The sequence below is a fragment of the Brasilonema sennae CENA114 genome, assembly GCF_006968745.1.
In the GTDB taxonomy this organism is placed as follows: domain Bacteria; phylum Cyanobacteriota; class Cyanobacteriia; order Cyanobacteriales; family Nostocaceae; genus Brasilonema; species Brasilonema sennae.
In genome coordinates this window covers 1,801,648-1,828,148 of sequence record NZ_CP030118.1, presented here as the reverse complement: position 1 = coordinate 1,828,148, position 26,501 = coordinate 1,801,648, and the positions used below count along the sequence as shown (strand labels likewise).

Genomic DNA, 26,501 nt, shown 5'->3' with positions numbered 1-26,501 from the left:
TACTAATTAATTCACAGGTTAAACGGATGATGCAAGTTATCAGCACTAAAAGTGGTGCTACTACTAAAGAATGCCCGCCAACAGGCAAGCTAATTATCTTGACTGGTCCAAGTGGAGTTGGCAAAGGCACTTTAATGCGATCGCTCTTACAGCGTCATCCCCAACTGCATTATTCTGTATCGGTGACGACTCGTTCTCCTCGTCCAGGGGAAACGAACGGCAAAGATTATTATTTTGTCAGCCGTAGAGAGTTTGAAGAATTGGTTGCTGCTGGCGAATTATTGGAGTGGGCAGAATTTGCTGGTAATTATTACGGCACTCCGCGAGAAGCCGTAATGAACCAAATTCGCTCTGGCAAAAGGGTTGTGCTAGAAATTGAGCTAAAAGGAGCACGACAAATTCACACTTGTTATCCTAGCGCCCTGAGTATTTTCATTTTGCCGCCTTCTATGAGTGAATTAGAAAAACGAATACGTGGTCGGGCACAGGATTCAGATGAGGCGATCGCCCGTCGTCTGCGCTGTGCTCAAGAAGAAATAAATGCTGCTGATGAGTTTGATATTCAAATTGTTAATGACGATTTTGAAAGCGCTCTCAATTCCATAGAAGCAGCCATACTGAGTTAACACTCGTTGGTAAAACCCTCCTATGACCCTCGCTGAGCGCCAGAGGCGCACGCCAAGGGCGAACGCTCAAATTCAAAATTCAAAATTCAAAAATAATCAAGAAATTTTGAATTGAAAATTTTTAAATTCTTTGAATTTTGGAATGACATTTGAATTTGAGCAAGGGTTTCAAGCCCCTTAATTTTATGAATAGAGGTATAAAAAATGCGCAGCAACATGACTCAATGCCCCGGATTTATGAGCCAGTGCATTGGGGAGCCAGTGCATTGGGGAGCCAGTGCCCTTCGGGTATCTCCTGCCCAGACGCTACGCGTAAGTCCCAAAGGGACACGCTTACGCGTTCGCTCTTAGCGTGCGCTTGCGCTTACGCCCTTGGCGTGCGCTTGCGCTTACGCAGTCGCCTAGAGGTATCTGGCGTTCGGGTTCCCCGACTTGTAGACGCCCGGAGGGCGGCTTCCCGATAGCCGTAAGGCGTGGCGTCAGCCATAGGGTAGCACCTGGCGTCCGTAGAGTTCTTAATTTTGAACTTTGAATTTTGAATTTTGAATTCCCCCGTTCGCGTAGCGTGCCCGAAGGGCTTAGGGGGTTGACGCTGTTGGAGGTAAAGTCACAACTAAAGGACGCAAGAAAAAGTTACGTAAACCTTTTCCTTGCGTCCTTTATCTTTTGTAATCTGTCTGGCGGCTTTTTGATAGAGGTATTATGACCTCATGCCTCAGAACACTTATTAGCCAAACAAACCTTGAATCAGACTGAGATTACTAGTTAAAAAGTAAGCGACTACTGCACCACCAATACCACCGATTAAGAAAGCACTGGCAAAGCCATTCCAACCTTCACCAGATTTAAAAGCATTTGGAGGATTGGGTGCAGTCACAGTCACGCTTGGTTCAGGGGGATTGCTAGCTGCATATAGAGATATGACTCCAGTCATAAGGACTACGAAGCCCAAGGTTGACAGTAATCCCGCTAAGTTGGCATTAGGCGTATCGCGCAGGGGACCGAGTTTGGCGAATGGACCAAAAACCCAGTAACCATGAGCCATCCCAACTTCTAGTCCTCTCCTGAAAGGAGTTAGCCCTGGACGATAGGCGGGCAAATTACTGATGAACCACTTGATTAAGGGAGAAGAATTAACCGGTGTTTCCAAGTTGCCCCGTTGTGGATCGCGCCATTCAGGGAAAACAACTTCGCGATTTCTAGGATCGCTGGCAAGATTTTTTGACGCATCTACTGCTTGCATATGTTCTGTGTGCCTCTCAATAAAGTATTGGCAGTTTTCTCCGTAATTTACGGCATGGGATGGAAAAGTAAATCAGGGAAAAACCGATTAAATTCAATCAAAATGCCAGCAGTGATGAACAACCATATGGTAGTGATCACTGGTGCTGTGGAAAGAAACTTCACAAAATGATTTTGGTTCATGAATCTATACTCCAAAATGTGTGAATGAGTGATGTTGAATTAACGCGGCGAAATAGGAACTTCTTCATCTTTGGCTGTGAGTTGACCAGACAGTAGTTGTTGTACTGCTGCTGCTGGCCAAGCAAAGCCTGATGCCATAATTGGAAGCGCTAGAGCAACATCAATCTGAATTTCTTTTTGTTCAACATCGCCCCCTTGTTTTTTAATGACCTGTAGGTAGGTACGACCTACCCAGCCAATCCAACCAGCGATGTAAAGAAAAAGAATGCTAGGAATCAGAAAGTCACCAGCGCGATCTAAGCGACCATCTACTATGAGATGAGGTAAACCTTCTGGTCCGCACAGCGCTTGAGAATAGCGCTCAAACCGCTTTTTCCCAGATTCGGGGTCAGCTGTTGTATTCCGGGCAGATGCTGCTCTCTCCTGAAAGCTTGGAGATTCAGCACATGGTACAAGATTCTCCCCAAGCGCTAAAGCTGGTGGGGAAAAGTTGAACCAAACACAAATAGCTAGAACTAAAGCAAACAAGCGACGCATGGAATTGTTTCCTTTTATTACGAAACAAAAAGTTTTTTGTACAAAACGAAGCGGCTTGTACAATCTTGATTTGTAGAACTAGGATGTCATGATACTCTTGCGCGTGAACCGAGTAAAGTTGAAGTAAATAAAAGTTAAAGCTTCTCAAACCAGTTCTTATGAAGTTCTGAGTTCACAAGTCAGTTATAAGTAAAATTTTTCTATAATTTTACTCACAACCGGGCACTCAGTAACCTGCTGCCTTTTGTGCAAGAGAAACACCTGTAGCTGAATAGCTCCTTTGTACTTACCATGTTATTGTAGCAATGGCAACTGTTTTAGCAATAGAAACGAGCTGTGATGAAACTGCCGTGGCAATTGTAAATAATCGTCAAGTTTGTAGTAGTATTATTGCTTCGCAAATTCCAGTTCATCAGCAGTATGGTGGAGTTGTACCGGAAGTGGCGTCCCGGCAGCATCTAGAAACGATAAATGGGGCGATAGCCCTTGCCCTGGAACAAGCAGAAGTAGATTGGGGCAAAATTGATGGTATCGCCGCAACTTGTGCTCCTGGGTTGGTTGGGGCGTTATTGGTCGGGTTAACTGCCGCCAAAACCTTAGCAATGGTACATAACAAGCCATTTTTGGGTGTTCATCATCTCGAAGGTCACATTTATGCAACTTATTTAAGTGAGCCAACCTTAGAGCCTCCTTTTCTTAGCTTACTAGTTTCTGGTGGTCATACAAGCTTGATTCACGTCAAAGATTGTGGTGTGTATGAAACCCTAGGAGAAACTCGTGATGATGCTGCGGGTGAAGCGTTTGATAAAGTAGCACGTTTGTTACATTTGGGATATCCTGGCGGACCCGTAATTGACAAGCTAGCAAAGCAGGGAAATCCGCAAGCTTTTACATTACCAGAGGGGAAAATTTCTCTACCAGAAGGTGGATATCATCGGTATGATGCGAGTTTTAGTGGGTTAAAAACAGCAGTGTTGCGGTTGGTACAGCAATTTGAGAAAGATGGACAGTCTTTACCAACAAAAGATGTGGCGGCTAGTTTTCAGGAAACTGTAGCACGCTCCCTCACCAAAAGGGCAATAACTTGTGCTACAGATTATGGTCTTTCCACCATTGCTGTTGGTGGAGGCGTAGCAGCCAACAGTGGGTTAAGACAACATTTACAACAAGCAGCACAAACTCATAACCTACGCGTGCTATTCCCTCCCCTAAAATTTTGTACTGATAATGCCGCTATGATTGGTTGTACTGCTGCTGACCACCTCAACAGAGGTCATACTTCGCCTCTGACCTTAGGCGTTCACTCTAGGTTAGCGCTGAGCCAAGTTATGGAGTTGTATCAAATTGGTACAGATAATCTTTAACTTGACCGAGACAATTTTAGATTTTAGATTTTGGATTCCCGAATTTTGGATTTTAGATTTTAAATTTTAGATTAGAAGATTGAGTTGAGCCGTGGGACTAGAGGCTTAAATTCTTCCAGATCTTGGTTTTCAATTCTTTAAATCGGCTTTTCTTTAATTGACGGATTTTGGATTAAAATCTAGATTCTAAAAAAGGGTTTCAAGCCGACGCAAAGTCAGCGGCAGCTTATCTCCTCCAAAGACGCTACGCGAACGGGTAAGAAGCAACAACCCGAAAGCTGCCTTGTCAATCTAAAATTTCAAATCCAAAATCCAAAATTCAGTGACTCTATTAACAATTGACGACTGACGATTGATTCTTGACAACAGAGCGAATATGAGTAGCAACTGCATCCGGCTGTTCCAACATTGCTAAGTGTCCGCAGTCAGGAATTTCGATCACATTGTCACCACAGTAAGAAAAAAGAGGGTGAAAGCTAGCTAAATGACGGACATACTTAGGTTCCATAACCTTGTCTTCCGCACCAGCTAAAAAATAAATTGGTTGCTTAAGTTGAGCAACCAACTGTGGCAAACAGTTAATTTCTTCCTCTGTTGTAGAATCTAGCAACGCTCCCAAAGCAGCTTCTGGGTCGGCAACAACAAAATCAATCACTCGCTGCCGTGCCCAATTACGCTCCAAAGGACGTGCTACACTCGCTCTAGTAAACAGTAAATCAATCAGGGGCAATTGCCCAAGCCATTTAGGGCGAACTTGTAAAAACCGCTGACCGGCTGAACGAAACTGCTCAAAAGCTTCCTTGAGGTAAATCCCACCACCAGAGTTAATACAAATAACTCCTTTGACACATTCCGGCATATGGGCAGCACCCCAAAGGGCGATCGTGCCTCCCAAAGAATGACCAATCAACCAAGCACTCTTGACATTTAACTGTTTGAGAATATCTGCTAAATCTTGAGTGTAGGCAGCTGGAGTATACACAGAATCAAAGGAATCAACAACTGCACGACTAGATTTAGTACTTTGGCTGAAATAATTTTGTTCTTGACTAAAATCAGTTTTTAATTTCTGTTGCGACTCCCCAAAACCTCTTAAATCATAAGACAGACACTGAAAATCATCTGACAACCGAGAAATTACAGGTTGCCAGTATCCACGGCTATTGAGCCATCCGTGGATAAAAACTAAAGTGTCGGGGTAGTTCGTAGGAGCTGTGAGTTCGTATGCGTGTGGAACGCCCAAGATTTCGATGGTTGCCATATTTCTATCGTACCCCGTTCAGTTCGGGAGTTGGCAAGATAAGGAGATTGGAAAATGGAGGCACATGAATTCTGGTGTCATACACAATAATGTTTCCGTTTTAGCTAATTTCTTCTTAGCTCCACAACAAAATGCTAAAGTTGAAAAAGACTAGTGTAAGATGCACCCTTGATGACTACTGTCATCGGAAAATTCCGCCAACAGACAAAACAACTGTATGTGTTGCGGAATACAACGTAGATAGTTGAATCACAAGTGAATCAGCACTCTTATCTGTCAAAACCACCTCGTATATACTACCTGAACCACGTTGGCATGGGTTTTTGGAAAACTTGGTTTAGTACATCAGAAGCTAACTCAACAACTAGGACAACACCCTCAGAAGAGTATGCAGTTGAAACTGTAGGTAACTCAGACTTGAATGGTGTTGGCGAAGTTCATCAGCAGGAAACTCGCATAGTTTTTAGTACGGAGCGAGATCTCGACCTGTATGAACTAGAGGAACTATGCGATTCCGTCGGTTGGTCGCGTCGTCCTTTACGAAAGGTAAAAAAAGCTATAGAGCATAGTTTTCTTGTCGCTTCTATGTGGCAAGTGCGAGGAAACAAAAGGCGACTTATTGGTTTTGCCCGTGCGACGTCAGATCATGCCTTTAATGCCACAATTTGGGATGTGGTAGTTCACCCAGACTTTCAAGCAAAAGGACTGGGAAAGGCACTTATGAAATATGTACTCAAAAAACTCAGGAGCGAAGAAATTAGTAATGTGACTCTATTTGCTGACCCCCATGTCTTAGATTTTTATCGGGGTTTGGGGTTTATGTCCGATCCAGAAGGCATCAAAGGTATGTTTTGGTACCCTCATTAATTTTTAACAGAGACATTACTGTTATAAGTCTATGTATAGGGAACGCAACAGTTTACAAAAAGCAAAAAAGCATGGTATGATGTGGGTGAACATTTGGCAACATAATCAAGTAAAATCTAAAAAAAGCTATTGATTGTCGCCAAAAAGCAACAACTAAGTTAGAATAACAAATTAATCGGGATGTAGCGCAGCTTGGTAGCGCGCCTGCTTTGGGAGCAGGATGCCGCAGGTTCAAATCCTGTCATCCCGATCTTATAGATGAATAGTAAACCCTAGATCAGAATACAGGTCTAGGGTTTATTTATATAGTGCAACCAATTAGCGCAAGCAAACACGATATCAGTTCAAATTCTGTTATCTTAGGTTGAGCGTGCAAATGACTCAAGCATACATAAATGACTTACATTATTTTTTGGATATACCATCAAAAAATTAAATCAAAAAGTCAAAACTGGATTGTGCTACAACTATTTGTTTGATTTGTCAGACAATGTACACTGAAATTGCATATTTTCCCGGAAGCAATAGTCATGTTGCTTTGCTATTTCTTATTTTCTATTAGCCAAAATAAATTCCAAGCATTGAATAAACCCACAAGAAAGGAAATCTGTAAAGCTTGAGACATTTTGCGGCAAATCTAGAAGGAACGATCTTATATTTCTTGTCGTCAACCATAGCTGAAAAAGCCAATAGAATGGCAGAAGACACCCTTGAAGTAAAAAGCACATTTTTCGCCTTTGTTAATTACAGCAATCATCTACCGTTCGAGCGCAATTGTTTAGTAGGGCGAAATTGAAATACCGAAAACAGCACAGTTAATGAGCAAAGAAGGTAATATATCTAGAACTGGTTAATACTGTGCAAATCCAACTATATTGTCAGACTTGATTTTAGAGAAATTGATGCGAGGAGTAGTTATGAATTTATTAGTTCGCTGGGGCACAACATTGACTTTAGTTGGGAGTACTCTGCTAACAACTGTTTTTAGCGGAAATCTTCCAGTAATCGCATTGACAGAACAACAAATTAAAGAAAAATTAGATCCAGTACCAGTCTTTTTGATTACTAACAACCAGGGTGTGCCTCTCACTCGTACAGTGCCTAACAATGCCGCAAATGCGCAAAACGCTCAAAATAAACAAGCTACGGTGACAGACGTTTTTATGAGTGGGCAGGAAGCTCAGGCTTTTATTAACGAACTGCGGAATGTCAAAGGTAAAGATCCAAAAATGGCAGATATGTTAAAAAGCCTGCAAGTGACGCCAGTACCTTTGGGGATGATTTATCAGAAACTTCAAGAAAATGCCAAGAAACCAAACAACCTAGTGTTTGCTTTTAATCCTGGAAAACAAGATCTAGAAGGAGCAGTAACATTGCTGCGCCAAAGCGGTAAAGAAGTTAAGCAGTTCCCAAGTGTGCCTGTTTTTATTGTTAGATCTCCAGATAAAGGATATGTATCCGTCAAACGGAAGACTGACAATAAGGAAGTTATTCCTTTGTTCTTGAGTCAAAAAGACGCCCAAAATTTATTAAGCCAGGTCAAGCAACAAGTTCCCAAGGCTGATATTCAGGTTGTGGACATAGAGGGAGTCATAAAAACTTTGAAAGAGAAAAATGACACTTGGCTCAGCCAAGTCGCCATAGTACCATCTACCGAGAGCATGCAGTATGTCGTTAGCAAGCGAGGTGGTGGTGCAAGTCAAAACCCCCCTGCCAAAAAGAAATAAACTTATGCCTGATAGTATAAAGGCATGGCAGATAAGCAGTTATCAGTAACTGGTTTACAACTTTGGCAGTGGCGTAACGTGGCGATTCAAGCTGCCAACGCCACTGCTATTTTACCTACTGAAGTCGATTGGTTACTACAAGAAGTCGCTGGATTAGACCGCTTGGCATTACGCTTGGAATCATACAAAAACCAGGCTGAGATTCCTTTGAAATTATCTTTAGAGGATTTAGACAAACTCTGGCAGCAGCGCTTAAATGAACACTTGCCAGTACAATATGTTGCAGGAGCAACTCCTTGGCGAAAGTATAAAATCGCTGTGTCAAAAGCGGTTTTGATTCCCAGACCAGAAACAGAGTACTTGATAGATTTAGCTGTCGCTGCTGCTAGAAACAGTAAGGTGACACCGTCTTTAGAGCAAGGACACTGGGCTGATTTGGGAACTGGTAGTGGGGCGATCGCCATTGGATTAGCAGACGTTTTCACCACAGCAATCATTCACGCTGTTGACTACAGTCATGAGGCGCTAGTGGTTGCAAAGGCAAACGCTCAAAATTTAGGTTTTGGGGAGCGTATTCAATTTTACCAAGGTTCTTGGTGGCAACCTTTAGCATCGCTTAAAGGTCAATTCAGCGGAATGATATCTAACCCGCCCTATATTCCCACTAACATCATACCTACCCTACAGCTTGAAGTTGTTAAGCATGAACCACATTTAGCTTTAGACGGTGGCATAGATGGTTTAGATTGCATCCGCCATTTGGTAGAAATTTCTTCCACCTATTTACGCTCTGGTGGGGTTTGGTTGATTGAGATGATGAAAGGACAGGCAGATGCTGTGGGAGAAATGTTGCACAATCAAGGGAGTTACTGTAACATTCAGATTCATAAAGATTTAGCTGGCATTGAGCGCTTTGCTCTGGCATATAGAAAGAGCTAACATCACAAACAAAGAACTCAGAACTCACGACACTAAACAGTGAATCGATCACTGTCCACTGTCGTGAGTGCTCACTAAATTCTGAGTTCTGGGTTCGCAATTCTGAGTTTTGTTCATGCAAGTTTCTTTAGACACCCTTATCTTAGGCGCACGTGCTGGTAAATTGGTGAGCTTTCCTACAGATACTGTTCCGGCATTGGCAGCAATACCCGAACAAGGAGAGTTAATTTACGCAGCTAAGCAGCGCAGTCGAGATAAACCCTTAATCTTAATGGCAGCGACTGCTGAAGAAATCTGGTCTTTCACCACGGGTAGTGACCAAGAGTATGAAATTTGGCACGGACTTGCCAAGAAATATTGGCCAGGAACACTGACTTTGGTGTTACCTGCCTCCAAGCGAGTACCACAAGAAATAATTTCTATTTCTGATGGAGATTGCGATCCTCACAAGGATAAGCTTACTCCTGACAGGACAATTGGAATTCGAGTGCCTAATTGTAGAATTGCCCAGACTATCTTGGCGCAAACAGGTCCTCTTGTAACCACCAGCGCCAATTTATCAGGTCAACCTCCTTTACAAACAATGGCAGAAATTTCGGCACAGTTTCCTGATGTTTTGACTTTGGCGGCGACAGAATTAAAAGACGAGGTACACGGAGATGGTGTTCCTTCGACTGTTGTGAAATGGACTGGAAACAATTGGCAAGTTTTACGACAAGGTGCTACGAAGATAGAAATCTTTAGTTGAACCCGACACCCCTACACCCTGAATTTTGCTCAATCAAACAGCCTTAACTGTTCCTTTGCTAGGAATTAACGTCTGACTGGTAAATTAAACTCGGGCTTTGCAACAGTTGATACCTTGAAGCAGCAGGAAAATTTGATCGTCTGGTGTTCTTTGAATTAACGTGAGTTCGACGGGTTGATTTAGGCACAAAAAAGGCGCTCGCTGTAAAAGAGTGTGATATCGACGATTGAAATATTGGTTTAGTGGTTTGTTAATTCTTACCCTGGATGCTTTGGATCATCTGTTCCTCTGCCTTGATTTGTGAGTTACTCAGGGGAAAAAGATGTTAGATTACCAGAATTTTGAGCGGTTTTTGTACAGCCGAGTCAAGCGACGGAACTTAATTATTGGGGCTGGGGCATTGACTGGTTTGGCGATCGCCAGCCAATTCAATCAACGAGCCATCGCCCAAGTTCCATTTCCCAGTTATCCCTTCACGCTTGGTGTAGCGTCAGGTGAACCCTATCCTAATAGCGTGGTGCTTTGGACTCGTCTGGCTCCCAATCCTTTACAAGGCGGTGGAATGCCATCTGTGAATGTGCCAATTCGTTGGGAAGTCGCAACTGATCCCAACATGAAAAATATAGTAGCAAAAGGCACTGAGATTGCCATCCCAGAATTAGCTCACTCAGTCAGAGTGGTTGTAAATAAGCTCAAACCCAATACATGGTACTGGTATCGCTTTACCTCAGGTACAGAAGAAAGTCCAATTGGTCGCACTCGTACAGCACCTCAACCAGGTAGCGATTTAAGTAAATTTGCCTTTGCATTTGTTTCCTGTCAGCACTATGAGCAAGGGTACTTCACAGCATACAAATATTTGGCGCAGGAAGACCTAAGCCTAATAGTGCATACGGGTGACTACATCTATGAGGGAGGAATCACACCAGATCGTCCTAGACAACACAATGGTCCGGAAATTTTCACTCTAGATGATTATCGTAACCGTCACGCCCTTTACAAAACTGATTCAAATTTGCAAGCAACTCATGCAGCATTTCCCTGGATTGTGACTTGGGATGACCACGAGGTGGAAAACAACTACGCTAATGCTACCTCAGAAGTCGATAATGAACCGGATCAAGACCCCCAAGTCTTCCTACAACGTCGGGCGGCTGCTTATCAAGCTTACTACGAGCATATGCCACTACGACCCTTCTCAAAACCAGAAGGACCAGATATGCAAATTTTCCGTCGGCTTTCCTTCGGAAATTTGGCGACTTTCCATGTGCTAGATACCCGTCAATATCGCACAGACCAACCCTGTGGAGATGGTACCAAGGAACGTTGCCCAGAAAATTTTGATCCTAATGCAACGATTACTGGTAAACGTCAAGAAGAATGGCTATACAAAGGTTTAGATCGCTCTACGGCTCGTTGGAATGTTCTAGCACAGCAGGTTATCGTTGCTCAAAGAGACTTCACGCCTGGGGAAGGCGCAACCTTCAGTATGGATAAGTGGGATGGATATTTGGCTTCGCGCGATCGCCTAATGAGTTTCCTAGAACAGCGCAAACCTTCCAATCCTGTTGTCTTGACAGGCGATGTACATTCCAACTGGGCAATGGATCTCAAAGCTGACTTTAATAAACCAGAATCCGCTACGGTTGGCAGTGAATTTGTTTGTACCTCAATTACTTCTGGTGGAGATGGGGCAGACTCAAGTCCTACAGTTGAAGCGTATTTGCCAGATAACCCCCACATTAAATTTTATAACGGTCAACGGGGATATGTTCGCTGTGTGATAACTCCAGAAACCTGGCAAACTGATTTTTTAGTTTTATCAAACGTGACAACCCAATCTGGCACAATCAGTAAGCGTGCTTCATTTGTAGTTGAAAACGGTCGTCCAGGAATACAGAAAGTTTAGAAAAATAGTTGCTTCTCGTTGTAAATAGCCAGTATTACATCTGCTGAGGATGTGATACTGGCTTTTGTGCATTCTGGGAGTATGATACATATTTTTTGCAGTTTGGCAACCAAATTATCATCAGATAAGCAGCACGCACTGCTTCAACAGATAAATTTATTTAGTTGACAGGACTTACGCGAAAATAACGTAGTTGTGTCATTGCGACGTAAGGAAGCAATCTCACACTCTTGTTTTTTCGTAACTTGTGCGTCATTCCTAATTGAATCATCTTTGGAACTCGGGTTAAAGTTGTGATTTCAAGTTTTTTTACAATCAAAACACTCACCACTGATTGACTTTTGCCCCGAAAAGCTGGAATCTTAATAATATTCTTTTTTAAGAATTAGCTTGTTAAAAGACTTTAGCAAAACTATTAAGAAAGATTTCTATCGAGGGTGGGAAATGAATGTGAGGAAAAAAGGCTTTTTGAGTGCTGGCGCTGCATTTGTGGTGCTTACAGGTTTGGTTGCTGGTAGCTGTGGAGGTATGCAAGCCGTTCCTAACTCAACGCGAAATCAGAAAGATTCAACTTTAGTTGCTCAAGGACAGCAAAAAACTTTAACAGTTATCTTTCCTACTCGTAAAGATGCACCAGACTTGCAAAGTAAAGCAGATAAAGTTGCAGAGTTCTTGTCAAAAGAACTAAAAATGCCAGTTCAGGCAAAAGTCGGTGATGATACAGCTGCAGTAGAAGCCTTGAGAGCAAATAGCGCTGACGTCGCTTTCTTAAGTAGTCGTCCAGCTTTGAAAGCTGAGGAACTCGCAAACGCACGCTTGTACTTAGCTGAGGTTCGTCCGAATTACTCTGGAAAATACACTTATAATTCAATCATAGTTGTCCCCAAAGATAGCTCGCTCAAAACTCTAGGCACATCTAAAGCGACCTTGGAACAGTTGCGGAGTAAAAAAATGGCATTTACTTCGCCAACTTCTGGTTCTGGATTTATCTTCCCTGTGGGTGAGTTGGTTAAACAGAAACTTGTGGAAAATCGCGATCGCCTAGACGGCTTCTTCAGTCAAGTTGTTTACGGTGGCGATTACAGTAAAGCCCTAAAAGCAGTTGTGCAAGGTCAAGCAGATGCGGCGGCTGTGTCAGAATATGCTTTTGGTAGCCCGTATATTTCCGACGCGGAAAAAAGTCGGTTACGAGTTCTGTATAAAATTCCTGGTGTTCCAGCACACGGTGTAGCCATTGATGATGACGTTCCTGCTCCCATGCGCGAACGAATTATCAACGCCTTGCTGAAATTAAATGAGCCACAAAACAACGAGATACTGCGCGGCTTGTATAACTCCACAGAATTGGTGAAAGTTGACCATGACAAACACTTAGGACCAGTTCGTGAAGCCCTCAAGAATGCAGGAATGGAACCGTAATCAGGGAGTAATAGAATGAGGGAAATACGGTATAAAAATGTCTTTTTATATACTATTATACCGAGCAATGACCTCACCCGCGCCCCTAATCCCCACAGAGTGGAGAGTGGTGAGTTCCCCTCTCCTTAATAAGGAGAGGGGTGCCCGTCAGGGCGGGGTGAGGTGACACGTATGAATGCAACGCGCGTATAAATCTACAATTATTACTCTTCCTCATTTTCCTCATCTCCCCAAACTAGGTAATACAATTACTCAGCAACATATGACTCAGCCAGTGATTTCGTGTCAGGACGTAGAAACTGCTTATTCCGCAGCTTTGAATCGTCCTATTCTTAACCAGATTAATTGCCAGATTTATCGTGGTGAGTTTGTTGTATTGCTGGGACTCAATGGCGCGGGGAAGTCTACGCTTTTACGTTCTTTAGTTGGGTTAGTACCAATCTTGCGAGGAGCAATTCACATCAACGATACACCATTAACTCCACGTACGCTGCCTAGTCTTCGACGAGATGTTGCTATGTTATTTCAGGGTGGCGGATTGATTCGTCAGTTATCAGCAATTGAAAATGTGCTTTGTGGACGCCTGGGTACTAGGACAACTTGGCAAACGCTGTTTGGGTTTCCTAAAAATGACCGTCGTCAAGCATTGGAACTGTTGGAACAGTTGGGCTTAAGGGAGCAAGCTTATCAAAAAACAGGTCAACTTAGCGGTGGACAGCAACAACGGGTGGCGATCGCCCGCGCTTTAATCCAATCTCCCCAAATTCTGCTTGCAGATGAACCCATTACAGGATTGGATATCAAAGCATCTAAGCAGGTAATGGATACTTTGTCAATGCTGCACTCACAGCAAGGTATGACAATTGTCACAGTTTTACACGATTTGAGTATCGCAACTGAGTACGCCCAGCGAGCAATTGTCTTGAATGCTGGACGTGTTACTTACGATGGGTGTTGTGATAACTTGCAAGCTCAATTTGCTCAGGTATAGTCGAGTTTATCGCACATAGTAGGCGAACTCTGTTTTAGTAATGAAAAAATTTTCTCATGTTTGGAAACGCTTTTCTTGGGTGAGTCGCCTACTCATCCTGTGCGTTGTTGTTTTGGTTTATGGTTGGGCGTTGCAAGGTTTGAAAGTTGATTTTGGACTCCTAAAGCAGAGTTTGTTCAACATCATTGATTTTGTGTCACGCTTGTTTCCCCCAAATACCAGTTGGGATATTTTCAACAAAACAGTCAAAGCACTTGTAGAAACTGTGCAGATGTCTGTGATTGGAACAACTCTTGGGGCAATGCTTTCTCTACCGATTGCGATCGCAAGCGCCCGTAATGTCGCCCCTATTTGGCTGCAATGGTTAGCAAATTTTTTGCAAAATGCTGTGCGTTCTGTCCCTTCGATTATTCTTGGATTATTATTTGTCGCAGCAACTGGACTCGGTCCTTTCGCAGGTACATTAGCTTTAAGTATTTACACAATTGGCTACCTAGGAAAATTCTATCAGCAAGCTATTGAAGCGGTTGACCCTCGTTCAATTGAATCTTTGCAAGTCGCAGGTGCATCTCGCATACAAATTGCTCAATATGGTATCTTGCCTCAAGTATTGCCCTTAGTATTGGGCTACACCTTGTGGATGTTTGAGTACAATATCCGTGCTGCCTCAGTTCTTGGTGCTGTTGGTGCTGGTGGCTTTGGTTTTGAACTAAAAAGTTATATAGATGGCTTTGAGTACACTAAGGCAACGACTATGATTCTGATACTGTCGGTAGTCGTGACTGTGATTGATGCCCTTAGTAGTAAATTACGTCAGCGTTTGGAATCAATGTAGTTATCTGCCAAATTGGATTGTTGCTTTTTGTTGAAAATAGCCTGTATGACATCCTGAGGAGATGTGATACGGGCTTTTCAGCATCCTACGCCTTTTTTGTCAAAATCTTGGCAATTTGGCAACCAACTGATTGTAACGAGTGTAAAAACTGAATATACCTAATTTGAATAGGTAATCTAAATTTCATACCATAAAAAAATTTATTTTTGAAAATTGTAGGAGATTAAGTATGTCTCGGGTGCTGAAGCGTCGTCAATTCCTTCAGGGTTCGCTTGCGGCTGCGGCGAGTGTGGGTGTGTCTGCCGTTCGTGCTTCTGCTGTTCGTACTAAAGAAGATTATATTGAAGCAATAGTTATCGGTAGTGGTTTTGGTGGAGCTGTCGCATCACTGCGCCTTGGTCAGGCAGGAATTGAAACAATTGTACTGGAGCGGGGGCGACGATGGCAAATCACCGACGCTGGTGATACTTTCTCCACATACCAGAAACCAGATGGTCGTTCTACTTGGCTGAGTCCGACTACGGTAATATTTGACCAGGTTCCCATTGATGTGTATACTGGCGTCCTTGATATCAAAAGAGGTAATGGGATAATTGCCTATCGGGGAGCAGGTGTTGGAGGCGGTTCGCTTGTCTACAATGGGGTGACTTATCAGCCGACTCAAGAACTTTTCTATCAAGTCTTCCCACGCACCATCAACTACGAAGAACTTGATCGGGTTTATTATCCGCGAGTACGTTCTATCCTCAAGCCTTCTCAAATACCAGACGACGTTCTACAGACTAACTACTATTTGTCAAGCCGGATTTTTCTGGAGCAAGCAGCAAAAGCAGGTCTAAAAGCTCGCAAGCTTGACATGGCTGTTGATTGGGACATCGTGCGCCAGGAAATCGCAGGTCAAAAGGTTCCTTCCGCCATCACAGGTCAAGTGTACTACGGTATCAACAGTGGTGCGAAAAACAGCTTAGACCGCAACTACTTGAGCATGGCTGAGGCGACTGGAAAAGTGGAAATTCGACCCCTACATGTGGTCACTGCGATAGAGGAATCTGATAAAGAGCGTTTCCGAATAGTCTGCAATCAAATCAATGAACAAGGGACTGTGATTGCCCAAAAGTCTTTTGTTTGTCGTTATTTGTTTTTGGCAGCTGGTTCGATTGGAACCACTGAACTTCTGCTGCGTGCTCAAGCAAATGCTACATTGCGTCGCTTGAACAATCAGGTAGGGAAGTTCTGGGGGACTAATGGCGATGGAGTGGGCGCTGTCATTACGAATGGTCCGACTAATCCTACACAGGGAGGTCCAGCAGCGACAGTTATTGAGCACCTAGACAATCCAATTGCCCCGGTAGTCACTGAGCAACTCACCTTTCCCATTGTCCCAGAAGGTGTCATTACTTCTGTTGGTCTGGCAATTGCCAAACCGGAGGGGTATCTCACTTACAATACTTCTACCCAGTCAGCTGATTTGTTCTGGCCTAGCAACTCAGCTAATAATCAGAAAAATGCTCAAGCTCTTGAGTATACCTACCAACTGCTGAACCAAGCTAATAGTACGACTCTGGCTCAACCGCTTGACTTTAGTTCTACAGCTCACCCCCTTGGCGGTGCAACAATAGGTGCTGTATGCAACACTTATGGGCAGGTTCAGGGGTATCGTAACTTATTTGTTGTTGATGGCTCGCTCATCCCTGGCTCGACAGCCTGCACTAACCCCTCGTTCACCATCGCTGCTTTAGCGGAACGCTGCATGGATCGCTTTCTCAACCGGAGTACTTGAGATCAAAAAAACTGAAATGATTATTTATCAGTCATCAGTTGTTTGATAACTGATAAGTGTTGACTGCAAAAAATAACAAGTCAAAATTTGAACAAAAACAGTAATAAAATTCTTAGTAGATCTTCCCATTAAAAAATAGTGACACAAGTGCTATTACACCTCAGTCTTCTATAGACGTAGTAACTTCACTTCCGTTATCCCGCCTGCCATTGGTGCTGTTAGCAGCAAAATATTTATCCATAAGTGCAGGGACTTGTGCAGCTTTTATCCGGCTGTAGCGAGTTTTATCTGGCATGACTAAGTTTGGTCCTGCTTTGCAGTCTTTCATGCAGCCAGTTCCTTTTATTGTGACTTCTGATTCCAAACCACGAGCACTCAAAGCCGCTTCCAAAGCTTGACAAACCTCTTTGCCACCGCGTTTGATGCAATCAGACTTTTGACAGATCAATATAGTAGCTTTTTTGGGCTTGGCGTTATTAATGGCTGGGGTGATGGGCTGATTGGGTGATGCGGTGACTCCTTTGTCAGCATCTGCCAATCTCCCAATCTCCCCATCTTTATCAAGAGTACGAGCCGCCATCACTTGCTGTGCTTTTAATTTTACTTCTCCGGTTTTCGAGTCAAACTTTTTCTCGCCGGTAACTTGCAACCGTGTACCTGGTGGTAACCGTAAGTCAAAAGCAGCGCGTAAATGTTTAGCCAGTTTGATGTAGCATTCCCCCTCAGTAGTTTCCAGTCGTAAGCCTTTGAGCTTATAACCATCTTTGATGACGAAATCGAGAAACTTTCCCTCAAGGCAGAATTCTGAAACGTCGGTTTTGTAGGATTTACTCATTTTTTTGACCAATTATTAACTTGTGTTGTGGCAACACTAAGCATTAACTGCGATATTGCCAACATTTCTTGAGATTCCTAATTGAGTCTTCGCGGCAAATTGTAAATTGCTGCACAACACTCCAAAGTTGTATGGCTGCTGTAGGATTGCTAATTTCAACTGTTAACGGCTGGTTCGTTTGACACCAACAAGGAATGTCTAGTTCCTGCAAGCGTCGATATATTTGCCACCTATCTGCCCAGTTTAACTCAACAGTGTATTTTACTTGCGGTTCTACAATTGACGGTTTCAAAACAATCCCCCTAAAAGTGCAATAGCTTTGCAGTAAGTGTGCCCCTTGACTCCCATGATTTTTTTCAATCGGAACTGAGCACAACTCATCATTAATTAGGGTTCGGAAATCAAATGTATGCCAAAAGAGGGAAATTAATTGTCTTTTAACCCCATTCCGAACCCGTTTTATGGTGATGTGTGTTTAGCCTCTTACATAAGAATAACTTAAGTGCAAAGTTTTCTCAGTAATTTTGGAAAAAAAATTAGAGTAATAAAGATTTTTAAACTATATTATGTTCAAAAATTATAAATGCATATTTACTAAAGAGTGTCAATACTATTTATAACTTTTTGCAAGATTTGTGTGAAAATCTCTCAAAAGGAATGAAAGTTGTCGCTTTTTTTTCACAAAAAGGTCAAAAAATCGTGATATAGATCGAGCTTTTTATCATTTTTTCGATGCTAAGATGTAGAGATTAAGAAGTTAGCAACTATATCTACCAGAAGCTAGGAGAAGCACAATGTCTGAAACGCAAACTTTGTTACGAAATTTTGGTCAAGTATATGACAACCCTATCCTTTTGGACAAAAGTGTAACCGAGCCAGTCTGTGAAGGATTTAATGTTGTATTAGCTAGTTTCCAGGCACTTTACTTACAGTACCAAAAGCATCATTTTGTCGTTGAAGGTGCAGAGTTCTACTCTCTGCATGAGTTTTTTAACGAAGGTTATGATCAAGTCCAAGAACATGTTCATGACATTGGAGAACGCTTGGATGGACTAGGTGGAGTACCTGTTGCTAACTTACGCAAATTGGCAGAATTATGTTGCTTTGAGCAAGAACCTGATGGCGTATATTCTTCCCGTCAGATGGTAGAAAATGACCTGAAGGCAGAGCAAGCAATTCTTGGCGTGATTCGCCGCCAAGCCGCACAGGCAGAGAGTTTGGGCGACCGTGCTACCCGTTATTTATACGAAAAAATCCTGTTAAAAACAGAAGAAAGAGCTTACCACTTGGGTCACTTCCTTGCCAAGGATAGTTTAACTTTGGGATTTGTTCAACCTGCTTCAAACTAACAGACTCGACTCACACTCTCAGAAATAGAGAGTGGTTTAACTAGACTAGAAAAAAGCTGTAAGCACTGGTTCTTAAACAACTATAAGAAATGGCAGAGAGAAGGATTGTTTATCTCTCTGCCATTTTTCATGTAAGTCAACAAAAAAATATAATCTTTAACCTTTAGGGTTGTTAGAAAAAATAGTTAGTCATTCTTTTTTTTTAAAGCCTGAAGAAAAAACTAAATTTCTCGTTCAAATGTTGGTCAAAATTGATTATTGGATTGTTGAGAAATATATTTATCCTAAATGAAAAATAGTTGCAAACAATATTGAGATCCCTGATGATGAATAAAATAAAACTTCTAAAGAAAGGGGAATAAAAAACACCAGACACGGATAGGACCTAAAGAAAAACCTGTAACCTATAACCTGCCCTTTACCTCCCGGTCTATAAAAGAACTAACAAAAGTTGATAATAAACAAAGTAAGTCATGGGTGAAGACCCTTAAAATAATCAGGATTTATATTTTTTTACTCCAAACCAAGAACTATGCCCCGTCGTGACGATATCAGAAAGATTCTGCTACTCGGATCTGGTCCAATCGTGATTGGACAAGCCTGCGAGTTTGACTATTCTGGCACCCAAGCTTGTAAGGCCCTGCGAGAAGAAGGTTATGAAGTGGTGCTGGTCAACTCGAATCCTGCCACAATTATGACTGACCCGGAAACAGCTAATCGTACCTACATCGAACCGCTGACACCGGAATTGGTTGAAAAAGTCATCGCAAAAGAACGTCCAGACGCCTTACTACCAACGATGGGCGGGCAAACTGCCTTGAATATTGCCGTAAGTTTGGCCAAAAGTGGAGTCCTGGAGAAATACAGTGTTGAGTTAATTGGCGCTAAACTACCAGCAATCGAGAAAGCCGAAGACAGGAAACTTTTTAACGAAGCAATGACAAAGATCGGAGTGAAGATGTGTCCTAGTGGGACAGCTTCATCTCTGGAAGAATCCAAGGCGATCGCCAAACAAATTGGCAGTTATCCCCTGATCATCCGTCCGGCTTTCACAATGGGTGGTACCGGAGGCGGTATTGCTTACAACGAAGAAGAATTTGCAGAAATGGCGCAAGCAGGTATAGACGCCAGTCCCGTCTCACAAATTCTCATCGACCAATCTCTCCTCGGCTGGAAAGAATTTGAACTAGAGGTAATGCGCGACTTAGCAGATAACGTTGTGATTATCTGTTCCATCGAAAACCTTGACCCGATGGGTATCCACACCGGAGACTCTATCACCGTCGCCCCTGCTCAAACCCTTACCGATAAAGAGTACCAACGACTGCGGGATATGGCAATTAAAATTATCCGCGAGATTGGCGTGGAAACTGGAGGTTCCAACATCCAGTTTGCCGTTAATCCCGTCGATGGAGATGTGATTGTCATTGAAATGAACCCTCGTGTCTCTCGTTCTTCGGCTTTAGCTTCCAAAGCCACAGGTTTCCCCATCGCCAAGATGGCGGCGAAGCTTGCGGTTGGTTACACGCTCGATGAAATTAAAAATGATATCACCAAAAAAACTCCAGCATCTTTTGAGCCGACGATTGATTATGTAGTCACAAAAATTCCCCGCTTCGCTTTTGAAAAGTTCCCCGGTGCGGAAGAAGTGCTGACAACACAAATGAAGTCGGTAGGAGAAGCGATGGCGATCGGGCGGACTTTCAACGAGTCCTTCCAAAAGGCATTGCGTTCCCTAGAAACTGGACGCGCTGGATGGGGTTGTGACAAAAGAGAAAAATTACCCAGCGGTGACCAAATTCGCGCCCAACTGCGGACACCAAACCCTGAGCGTATATTTGCTGTGCGTCATGCCTTACTTACAGGAATGACGACTGAGGAAGTCTACGAGTTAACGGGTATTGACCCGTGGTTCTTGGATAAGATGCAGGAACTGCTGGAGGTGGAAAAGTTTTTGAAGCGGACACCATTGCAGCAATTGACAAAAGACCAACTGTATGCAGTCAAGCGGAAGGGATATAGCGATCGCCAAATTGCCTACGCCACCAAAACCACAGAAGATGAAGTCCGGCAATATCGCAAACAACTGGGTGTGATTCCAGTTTACAAAACGGTAGATACCTGTGCTGCGGAATTTGAGGCATTTACTCCTTATCACTATTCGACTTACGAAGAAGAAACGGAGATTCTGCCCACGGATAAACCCAAGGTGATGATTTTGGGAGGTGGCCCTAACCGGATTGGGCAAGGTATCGAGTTCGATTACTGTTGTTGTCACGCTGCTTTTGCTTTAAAAGACGCGGGATATGAGACAATTATGGTTAACTCCAACCCGGAGACAGTTTCGACTGATTATGATACGAGCGATCGCCTCTACTTTGAGCCGCTGACAAAAGAAGACGTCCTCAATATCATCGAAGCCGAAAACCCAGTTGGAATCATTGTCCAGTTTGGTGGGCAAACTCCGTTAAAACTGTCCGTTCCTCTCCAAAAAGCGATCAGCACTCATACTCGAATTTGGGGGACTCCTCCCGACTCCATCGACGCAGCAGAAGACCGAGAGCGGTTTGAGAAAATTCTTCAAGAATTGAATATTACCCAACCGCCGAATGGTATTGCTCGTACCTACGAAGATGCTTTGGTTGTTGCCCAACGCATTGGTTATCCAGTGGTGGTGCGTCCTAGTTATGTGTTGGGGGGAAGGGCAATGGAAATTGTCTACTCCGATCCTGAACTAGAACGTTACATGACTTATGCCGTGCAGGTGGAACCAGAACATCCAATTCTGATTGATAAGTTTTTGGAAAATGCGATTGAAGTGGATGTGGATGCGATCGCCGATCACACCGGACGCGTCGTGATTGGTGGTATCATGGAACACATCGAACAAGCAGGAATTCATTCTGGGGATTCTGCCTGCACGATACCTTCGATTTCTTTACCAGCGATCGTTTTAGAAAAAATCCGTAGTTGGACTGTGCAGTTGGCAAGGGCACTCAATGTTGTCGGGTTGATGAATATTCAGTTTGCTGTTGTTGGTACGCAAGGTTATTCACCCCAGGTTTATATTCTAGAAGCCAACCCTCGTGCTTCTCGCACGGTACCATTTGTGTCTAAAGCAACTGGTGTGCCACTGGCAAAACTCGCATCCTTAATTATGTCGGGTAAAACATTAGAGGAGCTAAACTTTACCCAAGAAGTTATTCCAGACCACATTGCCGTTAAAGAAGCCGTTTTACCATTTAATAAATTTCCTGGTACTGATATCATTTTAGGACCAGAGATGCGCTCTACTGGTGAGGTGATGGGTATTGACAACGATTTTGGACGCGCCTTTGCCAAAGCAGCATTGGGCGCTGGAGAGCGTTTTCCCTTAAGTGGTACAGTATTCTTCTCCATGAACGATCGCGATAAAGCGGCTGCAGTTCCACTTGTTAAAGAATTTATCAGTTTGGGCTTTGCTGTGATGGCCACAGATGGTACACGTCGTGTTCTCCAGGAGCATGGTTTAGATGTAGAGTTGGTGCTAAAACTGCATGAAGGTCGTCCTCACGTGTTAGATGCAATTAAGAACCATAGAGTTCAATTGATTATCAACACGCCCTCTGGGGAAGAAGCCCAAAGTGATGGTAGACTCATTCGTCGCACAGCCTTGGCTTACAAAATTCCCATTACTACCACAATTGCTGGAGCAAAAGCAATTGTCGCTGCTATCCGTTCTTTACAAAATACAACTTTAGATGTAAAAGTCATCCAAGAATACACAACGGCGAAACCGTAGCATCCTTGGGGAGTGAGGCGAAAAGCAGTGCTCGACCAGAGCATTGGTGTCAACTGAATGTTCAAACCTTTATAAAGACGTTTATTTGACCCCATCTCATCAACTCCCCCCCCTCGCTTGAAAATAGGGCGGAGTAGTTCACTTAAAGAAAGATGAATGCCTGGTCAAACCACTGCTTAATTCACCTATAATTCCGCTAAAATACGGTTTATCTAAAAAGATGCCGTAATTAAATTGGAGAATTTTAATGAGCAAGTGGCAATATACAAAAAAATCAGAGGCGTACTCGATTGAGAAAATTCAGACTTACGTTGTTCAAGTCTGGCAAGGAATTAAACAGTGGAGCAGTAGATCAATCAAAAGTTGGTCTAACGGGCATTCTCTGCAAGGCTTTGTGTGCCTTTTTTTGGTAGGGATCAGCTTGAGCTTAGCGATCGCTGCTTATGCCGCAAGTAGTAGCAATACTTTAAAAGCGACTGATTCTGGAAATCATCCCAGCCTGGTTGCTCAACAGAAAAATATTGAACTTAACCTCGTTTCTTTTTCTGTCACGAAAGCTGCCCATGATAAGATTATTCCTAAATTTGTAGAAAAGTGGAAAAAAGAGCATAACCAAAATATCACCTTTAAACAGAGTTATGGCGCTTCTAGCCCTCAAGCTCTTGCGGTGATTCAAGGAGGGATAGAAGCTGATGTGGTACATTTATCCCTTGCTCCAGATATTCAAAAGATTGAAACAGCAGGATTGATTCAACCAGGTTGGGAGAAAGAATTTTCTAACAACAGTATTGTCAGTAAGTCTGTAGCAGCAATTGTGACCCGTAAAGGCAATCCCAAAGGGATCAAAACATGGGCAGACTTAGCAAAAAATGGAGTCAGTGTGATTACCCCGAACCCGATAACTTCTGGTAGCGCACGCTGGAACTTCCTCGCATTATGGAATGCAGCAACCAAAGCCTCTGGCGATGAGTCTAAGGCAATAGAGTTTGTCACTAATGTCTATAAAAATGTTCCGATCTTGCCTGAAAGTGCTCGTGAGGCAACTGATGCTTTTTTCAAGGGGGGCAAAGGGGATGCTTTGATCAGTTACGAAAATGAAATTCAGCTAAAAGCCTTAAATGGCGACAAACCTTTATACGTTGTTCCCGATGTCAATTTCTCGATTGATAACCCAATTGCGATTGTCGATAAAAATGTGGACAAGCACAGCACCCGTGAAGTGGCAAAAGCGTTTATTCAATATTTGTACACCCCTGAAGCTCAACAAATATTTGCCCAAACTGGTTACCGACCAATTGATCCGGGTGTAGCGCAAGCAAAAGAGTTCGTTGATAAATACCCTCAGATCAAAACTTTGGCAACAACTAATGATTATGGCGGTTGGGCTGTGATTCAGAAAAAGTTTTTTAGTGACAACGCCATTTTTGCCAAGATTCTACGCAGTGTCAACAATTAGGCCCGAAGGGCGTTGACGGCTAACACCAGTCCCCTGGGTGTGGGAGACAATGAAGGAACCTGTTGATTCGCAATCCTCGGATCAAACAAAGTAATATTTTTTTAAACTTTATAAGTAGTTTGATTGAAGTGCTTCACAACAGGTTCAACGTCGCCCAATGTTATCGACGGCTTGCAGACTTTAACAAGTAGATCTGTGACGTATTATTCTCCAGAAGGAAGATGGACTTAAATGTTGTTTTTAATACTTAAATTTTCATAAGAGCCTCATATAGTCGTTACTGCAAAAACGTCAACGTTAAATAAACGAGGCTGTACAGCACAAAATGATTATAGTTATTGTTGATTTTTGTTAATAATTCTTAGAAAAATGTCTTTTTTAATATAAAATTATGAAATAGCTTTCTTAAAAATGTCCAAAAGTAAATTCAGCTAAAATCACATTCAGCCGTTATAAAATGAGTGCCTGAGAGCTAGTCAAATATTCCTCATAAATGTTACAATTTTTAATAAAAATAAATAAGAATAATGTTCCACTGGTTACCTTCTATCTAACCGTAGATACTTGAGAAAAGGGGAAAAAACCTGTAAGTTCTAGCAATTAGGAATAAAATTTCCAGACCATTAGCCGCCCTTGTTTATGGAGCGCGAAAGTCGTGAAATACAGCATGGGTTCCCAGTCTAACTGGGTGGACATCCAAAAAAGGCATCTATCAGCCCGCTTACCGTTCTGTCAAACCCGTCGATACCGAAGAGTAGTGCCATGAAGACCGCTCAGACAGCCACAGACCTCGTGCGGACTTACCTGCGTGAGATTGGCCGTGTGCCACTTTTATCCCATGAAGAGGAAATACATTATGGCAAACAGGTGCAACGTGCAAGCATTCTGCAGGAAGTAAGGGAGTCTCTTGCCATTCAGTTGAGTCGTCAACCGACTCTAGAAGAGTGGGCAAAAGCGACAGAGTTAGAACTAAAAGAGTTGAATGAAGCAATTGCAGAGGGTGAAATTGCCAAGCGCAAGATGGTAGAAGCTAATTTGCGACTGGTTGTGTCTGTTGCTAAAAAGTACATCAAGCGTAACGTAGATTTACTCGACTTGATTCAAGAAGGTAGCATAGGGATGCAGCGGGGTGTAGAAAAGTTTGACCCGACCAAAGGATATAGGTTTTCAACCTATGCTTATTGGTGGATTCGTCAAGCTATTACTCGGGCGATCGCCGAAAAAGGTCGCACTATCCGCTTGCCCATCCACATAACAGAAAAATTAAATAAAATCAAGAAAGCACAACGACAACTTTCCCAGAACCTAGGACGAGCACCCACAGCTTCTGAGTTAGCTCAAGAATTAGAATTGACTCCCAGACAAGTCCGAGAATATATGGAAAAGGCGCGTGTACCGCTGTCTTTGGATTTGCGGTTGGGAGATAACTACGATACAGAACTAGGGGAAATGTTGGAGGATCCAGGAGTTTCTCCAGAGGAATTTGTTGCCCAATCTTCCCTGTCATTTGATTTAGAGCGTCTCATGGGGGAACTGACTCCACAACAAAGGGAAGTCATATCTCTGCGCTTTGGTTTAAATGATGGGCAAGCACACACTCTGGCGAGTATCGGTCAACTCCTCAGTATTAGCCGTGAACGAGTGCGGCAAATTGAGCGGGAGGCCTTAACTAAACTGCGTAAAATCAAAGCCGATATAAATGAATATCTAGCTAGTTAGTTAGTGATTTGTCATTTGTCATTCACCAATGACAAATGACAAAAGATAGCTTCTGCTTGCTGTCATGTACGACAAATAAGCAGTTACCAGTTACCAGTATTTGTTCCCCATAACCCTGTTCACTGTTCACCCTTCGGGTATCTCTATAGCCCTGCCTTGCCCGCACTCGCGTTCGGAGACGACACGCACAAGGGACAAGGGACGCCAGATGCCGTGAGAGCGGAAACCCTCATCAAGCACGCTTACTCACTCTTAACTGTTAACTGTTCACTGTTAAGCGTTGCCTACTATAACAATCAGGTGAAACAATCCGTTGCTTTTGGTACGGTTACACCCACTCCCACACTGTAACCAAACTGTTAGATTAGTCAGTAGCAATATAAAAAAGCTAAAGTGTTGTCTTACAGACGAAACATATTTACAGGGCTAGTCATATCGACCGCAGTTATAGTAGTCAAGGAGATATAACGTGAGTAACCCATCCAATCGAGTTTCAGAATCAGAATTTTTTAACAGTGAGTCAGAAACTGGTGATTTGCTCTGGCAGTATGTAAAATCATTAAGTCCTGAAACGGTTAACCAGTTATCTAAACCCGCTTCGCCCGAAGTTTTTCAAGTCATGGAGCGCAATATTGTAGGGCTTCTGGGTAACCTACCTTCTGAACATTTTGGTATCAGCATCACCACCAACAGAGAAAGTTTGGGTCGTCTTCTTGCTTCTGCCATGATCAGCGGTTATTTTCTACGTAATGCTGAACAAAGAATGAATTTTGAAGTAGCACTGCAAGGTTCTGACATTAATCATACTGATGCTGGTTAGCGGCTTGTGCTGAAAAACGAAAAAATCTTGCTATTCATTATACAATACAAGCTCGGCAAACAATCTTAATGTTTGCCGAGTTTTGATATAAATAATAGATAAATTTTTTCCAC

The 26,501-nt window shown here is 43.0% G+C and carries 23 protein-coding genes and 1 tRNA gene; 17 read left to right on the top strand and 7 right to left on the bottom strand.

Annotation, left to right across the window (positions count from 1 at the left end):
- The first annotated feature begins 26 nt into the window (after positions 1-26).
- Positions 27-626 (top strand): guanylate kinase, encoded by a 600-nt coding sequence (gmk, locus tag DP114_RS07720; RefSeq protein ID WP_171975818.1) that lies wholly within the window; start codon positions 27-29, stop codon positions 624-626.
- Between the two features lie 364 nt (positions 627-990).
- Here gmk and DP114_RS35710 read toward each other — a convergent pair whose 3' ends face one another.
- The 4 genes from DP114_RS35710 to DP114_RS07705 all read right to left on the bottom strand — a co-directional run bounded on the left by DP114_RS35710 (position 991) and on the right by DP114_RS07705 (position 2,588).
- A complete protein-coding gene (locus tag DP114_RS35710) occupies positions 991-1,113 on the bottom strand; it encodes a hypothetical protein (RefSeq protein WP_256379350.1) in 123 nt (40 codons plus the stop codon).
- A 240-nt stretch (positions 1,114-1,353) separates the two neighbouring features.
- Complete coding sequence (locus DP114_RS07715; RefSeq protein WP_169265700.1) at positions 1,354-1,869, bottom strand: photosystem I reaction center subunit XI; 516 nt, start codon at positions 1,867-1,869, stop codon at positions 1,354-1,356.
- 47 nt (positions 1,870-1,916) lie between these two features.
- Positions 1,917-2,051 (bottom strand): photosystem I reaction center subunit IX, encoded by a 135-nt coding sequence (psaJ, locus tag DP114_RS07710; protein ID WP_169265701.1) that lies wholly within the window; start codon positions 2,049-2,051, stop codon positions 1,917-1,919.
- Positions 2,052-2,090: 39 nt separating this feature from the next.
- Positions 2,091-2,588 carry a Photosystem I reaction center subunit III gene (locus DP114_RS07705; RefSeq protein WP_169265702.1) on the bottom strand — a complete coding sequence of 166 codons (498 nt, stop codon included), beginning with the start codon at positions 2,586-2,588 and terminating at the stop codon, positions 2,091-2,093.
- A 305-nt stretch (positions 2,589-2,893) separates the two neighbouring features.
- Between DP114_RS07705 and tsaD the strand changes: the two genes are divergently transcribed.
- Entirely contained in the window at positions 2,894-3,952 is a 1,059-nt protein-coding gene (gene tsaD, locus DP114_RS07700) for a tRNA (adenosine(37)-N6)-threonylcarbamoyltransferase complex transferase subunit TsaD (protein WP_169265703.1), read from the top strand.
- Between the two features lie 331 nt (positions 3,953-4,283).
- On the opposite strand, the gene DP114_RS07695 is transcribed toward tsaD, so the two are convergent.
- A complete protein-coding gene (locus DP114_RS07695; RefSeq protein ID WP_169265704.1) occupies positions 4,284-5,213 on the bottom strand; it encodes an alpha/beta fold hydrolase in 930 nt (309 codons plus the stop codon).
- A 315-nt stretch (positions 5,214-5,528) separates the two neighbouring features.
- On the opposite strand from DP114_RS07695, the gene DP114_RS07690 reads away from it, so the two are divergent.
- From DP114_RS07690 to DP114_RS07645, 10 genes are all read left to right on the top strand, one after another.
- On the top strand, positions 5,529-6,080 hold the full coding sequence (locus DP114_RS07690; RefSeq protein WP_169265732.1) for a GNAT family N-acetyltransferase: 552 nt from the start codon (positions 5,529-5,531) through the stop codon (positions 6,078-6,080).
- Positions 6,081-6,256: 176 nt separating this feature from the next.
- Positions 6,257-6,330, top strand: a tRNA-Pro gene (locus DP114_RS07685).
- A 667-nt stretch (positions 6,331-6,997) separates the two neighbouring features.
- A complete protein-coding gene (locus DP114_RS07680) occupies positions 6,998-7,807 on the top strand; it encodes a Tic22 family protein (RefSeq protein ID WP_169265705.1) in 810 nt (269 codons plus the stop codon).
- A 24-nt stretch (positions 7,808-7,831) separates the two neighbouring features.
- A complete protein-coding gene (gene prmC, locus DP114_RS07675; RefSeq protein ID WP_169265706.1) occupies positions 7,832-8,746 on the top strand; it encodes a peptide chain release factor N(5)-glutamine methyltransferase in 915 nt (304 codons plus the stop codon).
- 115 nt (positions 8,747-8,861) lie between these two features.
- Entirely contained in the window at positions 8,862-9,494 is a 633-nt protein-coding gene (locus DP114_RS07670) for an L-threonylcarbamoyladenylate synthase (RefSeq protein WP_171975817.1), read from the top strand.
- 322 nt (positions 9,495-9,816) lie between these two features.
- Positions 9,817-11,403, top strand: coding sequence for an alkaline phosphatase D family protein (locus tag DP114_RS07665; RefSeq protein ID WP_171975816.1), 1,587 nt, complete (start codon positions 9,817-9,819; stop codon positions 11,401-11,403).
- A 444-nt stretch (positions 11,404-11,847) separates the two neighbouring features.
- Positions 11,848-12,822: a phosphate/phosphite/phosphonate ABC transporter substrate-binding protein gene (locus DP114_RS07660; RefSeq protein WP_171975815.1), complete on the top strand. Its 975-nt coding sequence runs from the start codon at positions 11,848-11,850 to the stop codon at positions 12,820-12,822.
- A 262-nt stretch (positions 12,823-13,084) separates the two neighbouring features.
- On the top strand, positions 13,085-13,813 hold the full coding sequence (locus tag DP114_RS07655) for a phosphonate ABC transporter ATP-binding protein (RefSeq protein ID WP_171978141.1): 729 nt from the start codon (positions 13,085-13,087) through the stop codon (positions 13,811-13,813).
- A gap of 40 nt (positions 13,814-13,853) precedes the next feature.
- Positions 13,854-14,648: a phosphonate ABC transporter, permease protein PhnE gene (gene phnE / locus DP114_RS07650; protein WP_171975814.1), complete on the top strand. Its 795-nt coding sequence runs from the start codon at positions 13,854-13,856 to the stop codon at positions 14,646-14,648.
- Between the two features lie 229 nt (positions 14,649-14,877).
- Entirely contained in the window at positions 14,878-16,428 is a 1,551-nt protein-coding gene (locus tag DP114_RS07645) for a GMC oxidoreductase (RefSeq protein WP_169265712.1), read from the top strand.
- A 160-nt stretch (positions 16,429-16,588) separates the two neighbouring features.
- Here the strand turns inward: DP114_RS07645 and DP114_RS07640 are convergent, their stop codons facing one another.
- Positions 16,589-17,263, bottom strand: coding sequence for a (2Fe-2S) ferredoxin domain-containing protein (locus tag DP114_RS07640; RefSeq protein ID WP_171975813.1), 675 nt, complete (start codon positions 17,261-17,263; stop codon positions 16,589-16,591).
- Between the two features lie 43 nt (positions 17,264-17,306).
- A complete protein-coding gene (locus DP114_RS07635) occupies positions 17,307-17,555 on the bottom strand; it encodes an Asr1405/Asl0597 family protein (protein ID WP_169265714.1) in 249 nt (82 codons plus the stop codon).
- Positions 17,556-18,057: 502 nt separating this feature from the next.
- Here DP114_RS07635 and dpsA point away from each other — a divergent pair.
- The 5 genes from dpsA to DP114_RS07610 all read left to right on the top strand — a co-directional run bounded on the left by dpsA (position 18,058) and on the right by DP114_RS07610 (position 26,388).
- Positions 18,058-18,612: a DNA starvation/stress protection protein DpsA gene (gene dpsA, locus DP114_RS07630; protein WP_169265715.1), complete on the top strand. Its 555-nt coding sequence runs from the start codon at positions 18,058-18,060 to the stop codon at positions 18,610-18,612.
- Positions 18,613-19,144: 532 nt separating this feature from the next.
- Positions 19,145-22,393 carry a carbamoyl-phosphate synthase large subunit gene (carB, locus tag DP114_RS07625; protein WP_171975812.1) on the top strand — a complete coding sequence of 1,083 codons (3,249 nt, stop codon included), beginning with the start codon at positions 19,145-19,147 and terminating at the stop codon, positions 22,391-22,393.
- Positions 22,394-22,640: 247 nt separating this feature from the next.
- A complete protein-coding gene (locus DP114_RS07620; RefSeq protein ID WP_171975811.1) occupies positions 22,641-23,849 on the top strand; it encodes a sulfate ABC transporter substrate-binding protein in 1,209 nt (402 codons plus the stop codon).
- 762 nt (positions 23,850-24,611) lie between these two features.
- A complete protein-coding gene (locus DP114_RS07615; RefSeq protein WP_169265718.1) occupies positions 24,612-25,568 on the top strand; it encodes an RNA polymerase sigma factor, RpoD/SigA family in 957 nt (318 codons plus the stop codon).
- Between the two features lie 469 nt (positions 25,569-26,037).
- Entirely contained in the window at positions 26,038-26,388 is a 351-nt protein-coding gene (locus DP114_RS07610) for a DUF760 domain-containing protein (protein ID WP_169265719.1), read from the top strand.
- Positions 26,389-26,501 lie beyond the last annotated feature (113 nt).

Coding starts and splice junctions, on each gene's coding strand:
- gmk (WP_171975818.1), top strand. CDS start 27: ATGATGCAAGTTATCAGCACTAAAAGTGGTGCTACTACTAAAGAATGC.
- DP114_RS35710 (WP_256379350.1), bottom strand. CDS start 1,113: ATGGCTGACGCCACGCCTTACGGCTATCGGGAAGCCGCCCTCCGGGCG.
- DP114_RS07715 (WP_169265700.1), bottom strand. CDS start 1,869: ATGCAAGCAGTAGATGCGTCAAAAAATCTTGCCAGCGATCCTAGAAAT.
- psaJ (WP_169265701.1), bottom strand. CDS start 2,051: ATGAACCAAAATCATTTTGTGAAGTTTCTTTCCACAGCACCAGTGATC.
- DP114_RS07705 (WP_169265702.1), bottom strand. CDS start 2,588: ATGCGTCGCTTGTTTGCTTTAGTTCTAGCTATTTGTGTTTGGTTCAAC.
- tsaD (WP_169265703.1), top strand. CDS start 2,894: ATGGCAACTGTTTTAGCAATAGAAACGAGCTGTGATGAAACTGCCGTG.
- DP114_RS07695 (WP_169265704.1), bottom strand. CDS start 5,213: ATGGCAACCATCGAAATCTTGGGCGTTCCACACGCATACGAACTCACA.
- DP114_RS07690 (WP_169265732.1), top strand. CDS start 5,529: ATGGGTTTTTGGAAAACTTGGTTTAGTACATCAGAAGCTAACTCAACA.
- DP114_RS07680 (WP_169265705.1), top strand. CDS start 6,998: ATGAATTTATTAGTTCGCTGGGGCACAACATTGACTTTAGTTGGGAGT.
- prmC (WP_169265706.1), top strand. CDS start 7,832: ATGGCAGATAAGCAGTTATCAGTAACTGGTTTACAACTTTGGCAGTGG.
- DP114_RS07670 (WP_171975817.1), top strand. CDS start 8,862: ATGCAAGTTTCTTTAGACACCCTTATCTTAGGCGCACGTGCTGGTAAA.
- DP114_RS07665 (WP_171975816.1), top strand. CDS start 9,817: ATGTTAGATTACCAGAATTTTGAGCGGTTTTTGTACAGCCGAGTCAAG.
- DP114_RS07660 (WP_171975815.1), top strand. CDS start 11,848: ATGAATGTGAGGAAAAAAGGCTTTTTGAGTGCTGGCGCTGCATTTGTG.
- DP114_RS07655 (WP_171978141.1), top strand. CDS start 13,085: ATGACTCAGCCAGTGATTTCGTGTCAGGACGTAGAAACTGCTTATTCC.
- phnE (WP_171975814.1), top strand. CDS start 13,854: ATGAAAAAATTTTCTCATGTTTGGAAACGCTTTTCTTGGGTGAGTCGC.
- DP114_RS07645 (WP_169265712.1), top strand. CDS start 14,878: ATGTCTCGGGTGCTGAAGCGTCGTCAATTCCTTCAGGGTTCGCTTGCG.
- DP114_RS07640 (WP_171975813.1), bottom strand. CDS start 17,263: ATGAGTAAATCCTACAAAACCGACGTTTCAGAATTCTGCCTTGAGGGA.
- dpsA (WP_169265715.1), top strand. CDS start 18,058: ATGTCTGAAACGCAAACTTTGTTACGAAATTTTGGTCAAGTATATGAC.
- carB (WP_171975812.1), top strand. CDS start 19,145: ATGCCCCGTCGTGACGATATCAGAAAGATTCTGCTACTCGGATCTGGT.
- DP114_RS07620 (WP_171975811.1), top strand. CDS start 22,641: ATGAGCAAGTGGCAATATACAAAAAAATCAGAGGCGTACTCGATTGAG.
- DP114_RS07615 (WP_169265718.1), top strand. CDS start 24,612: ATGAAGACCGCTCAGACAGCCACAGACCTCGTGCGGACTTACCTGCGT.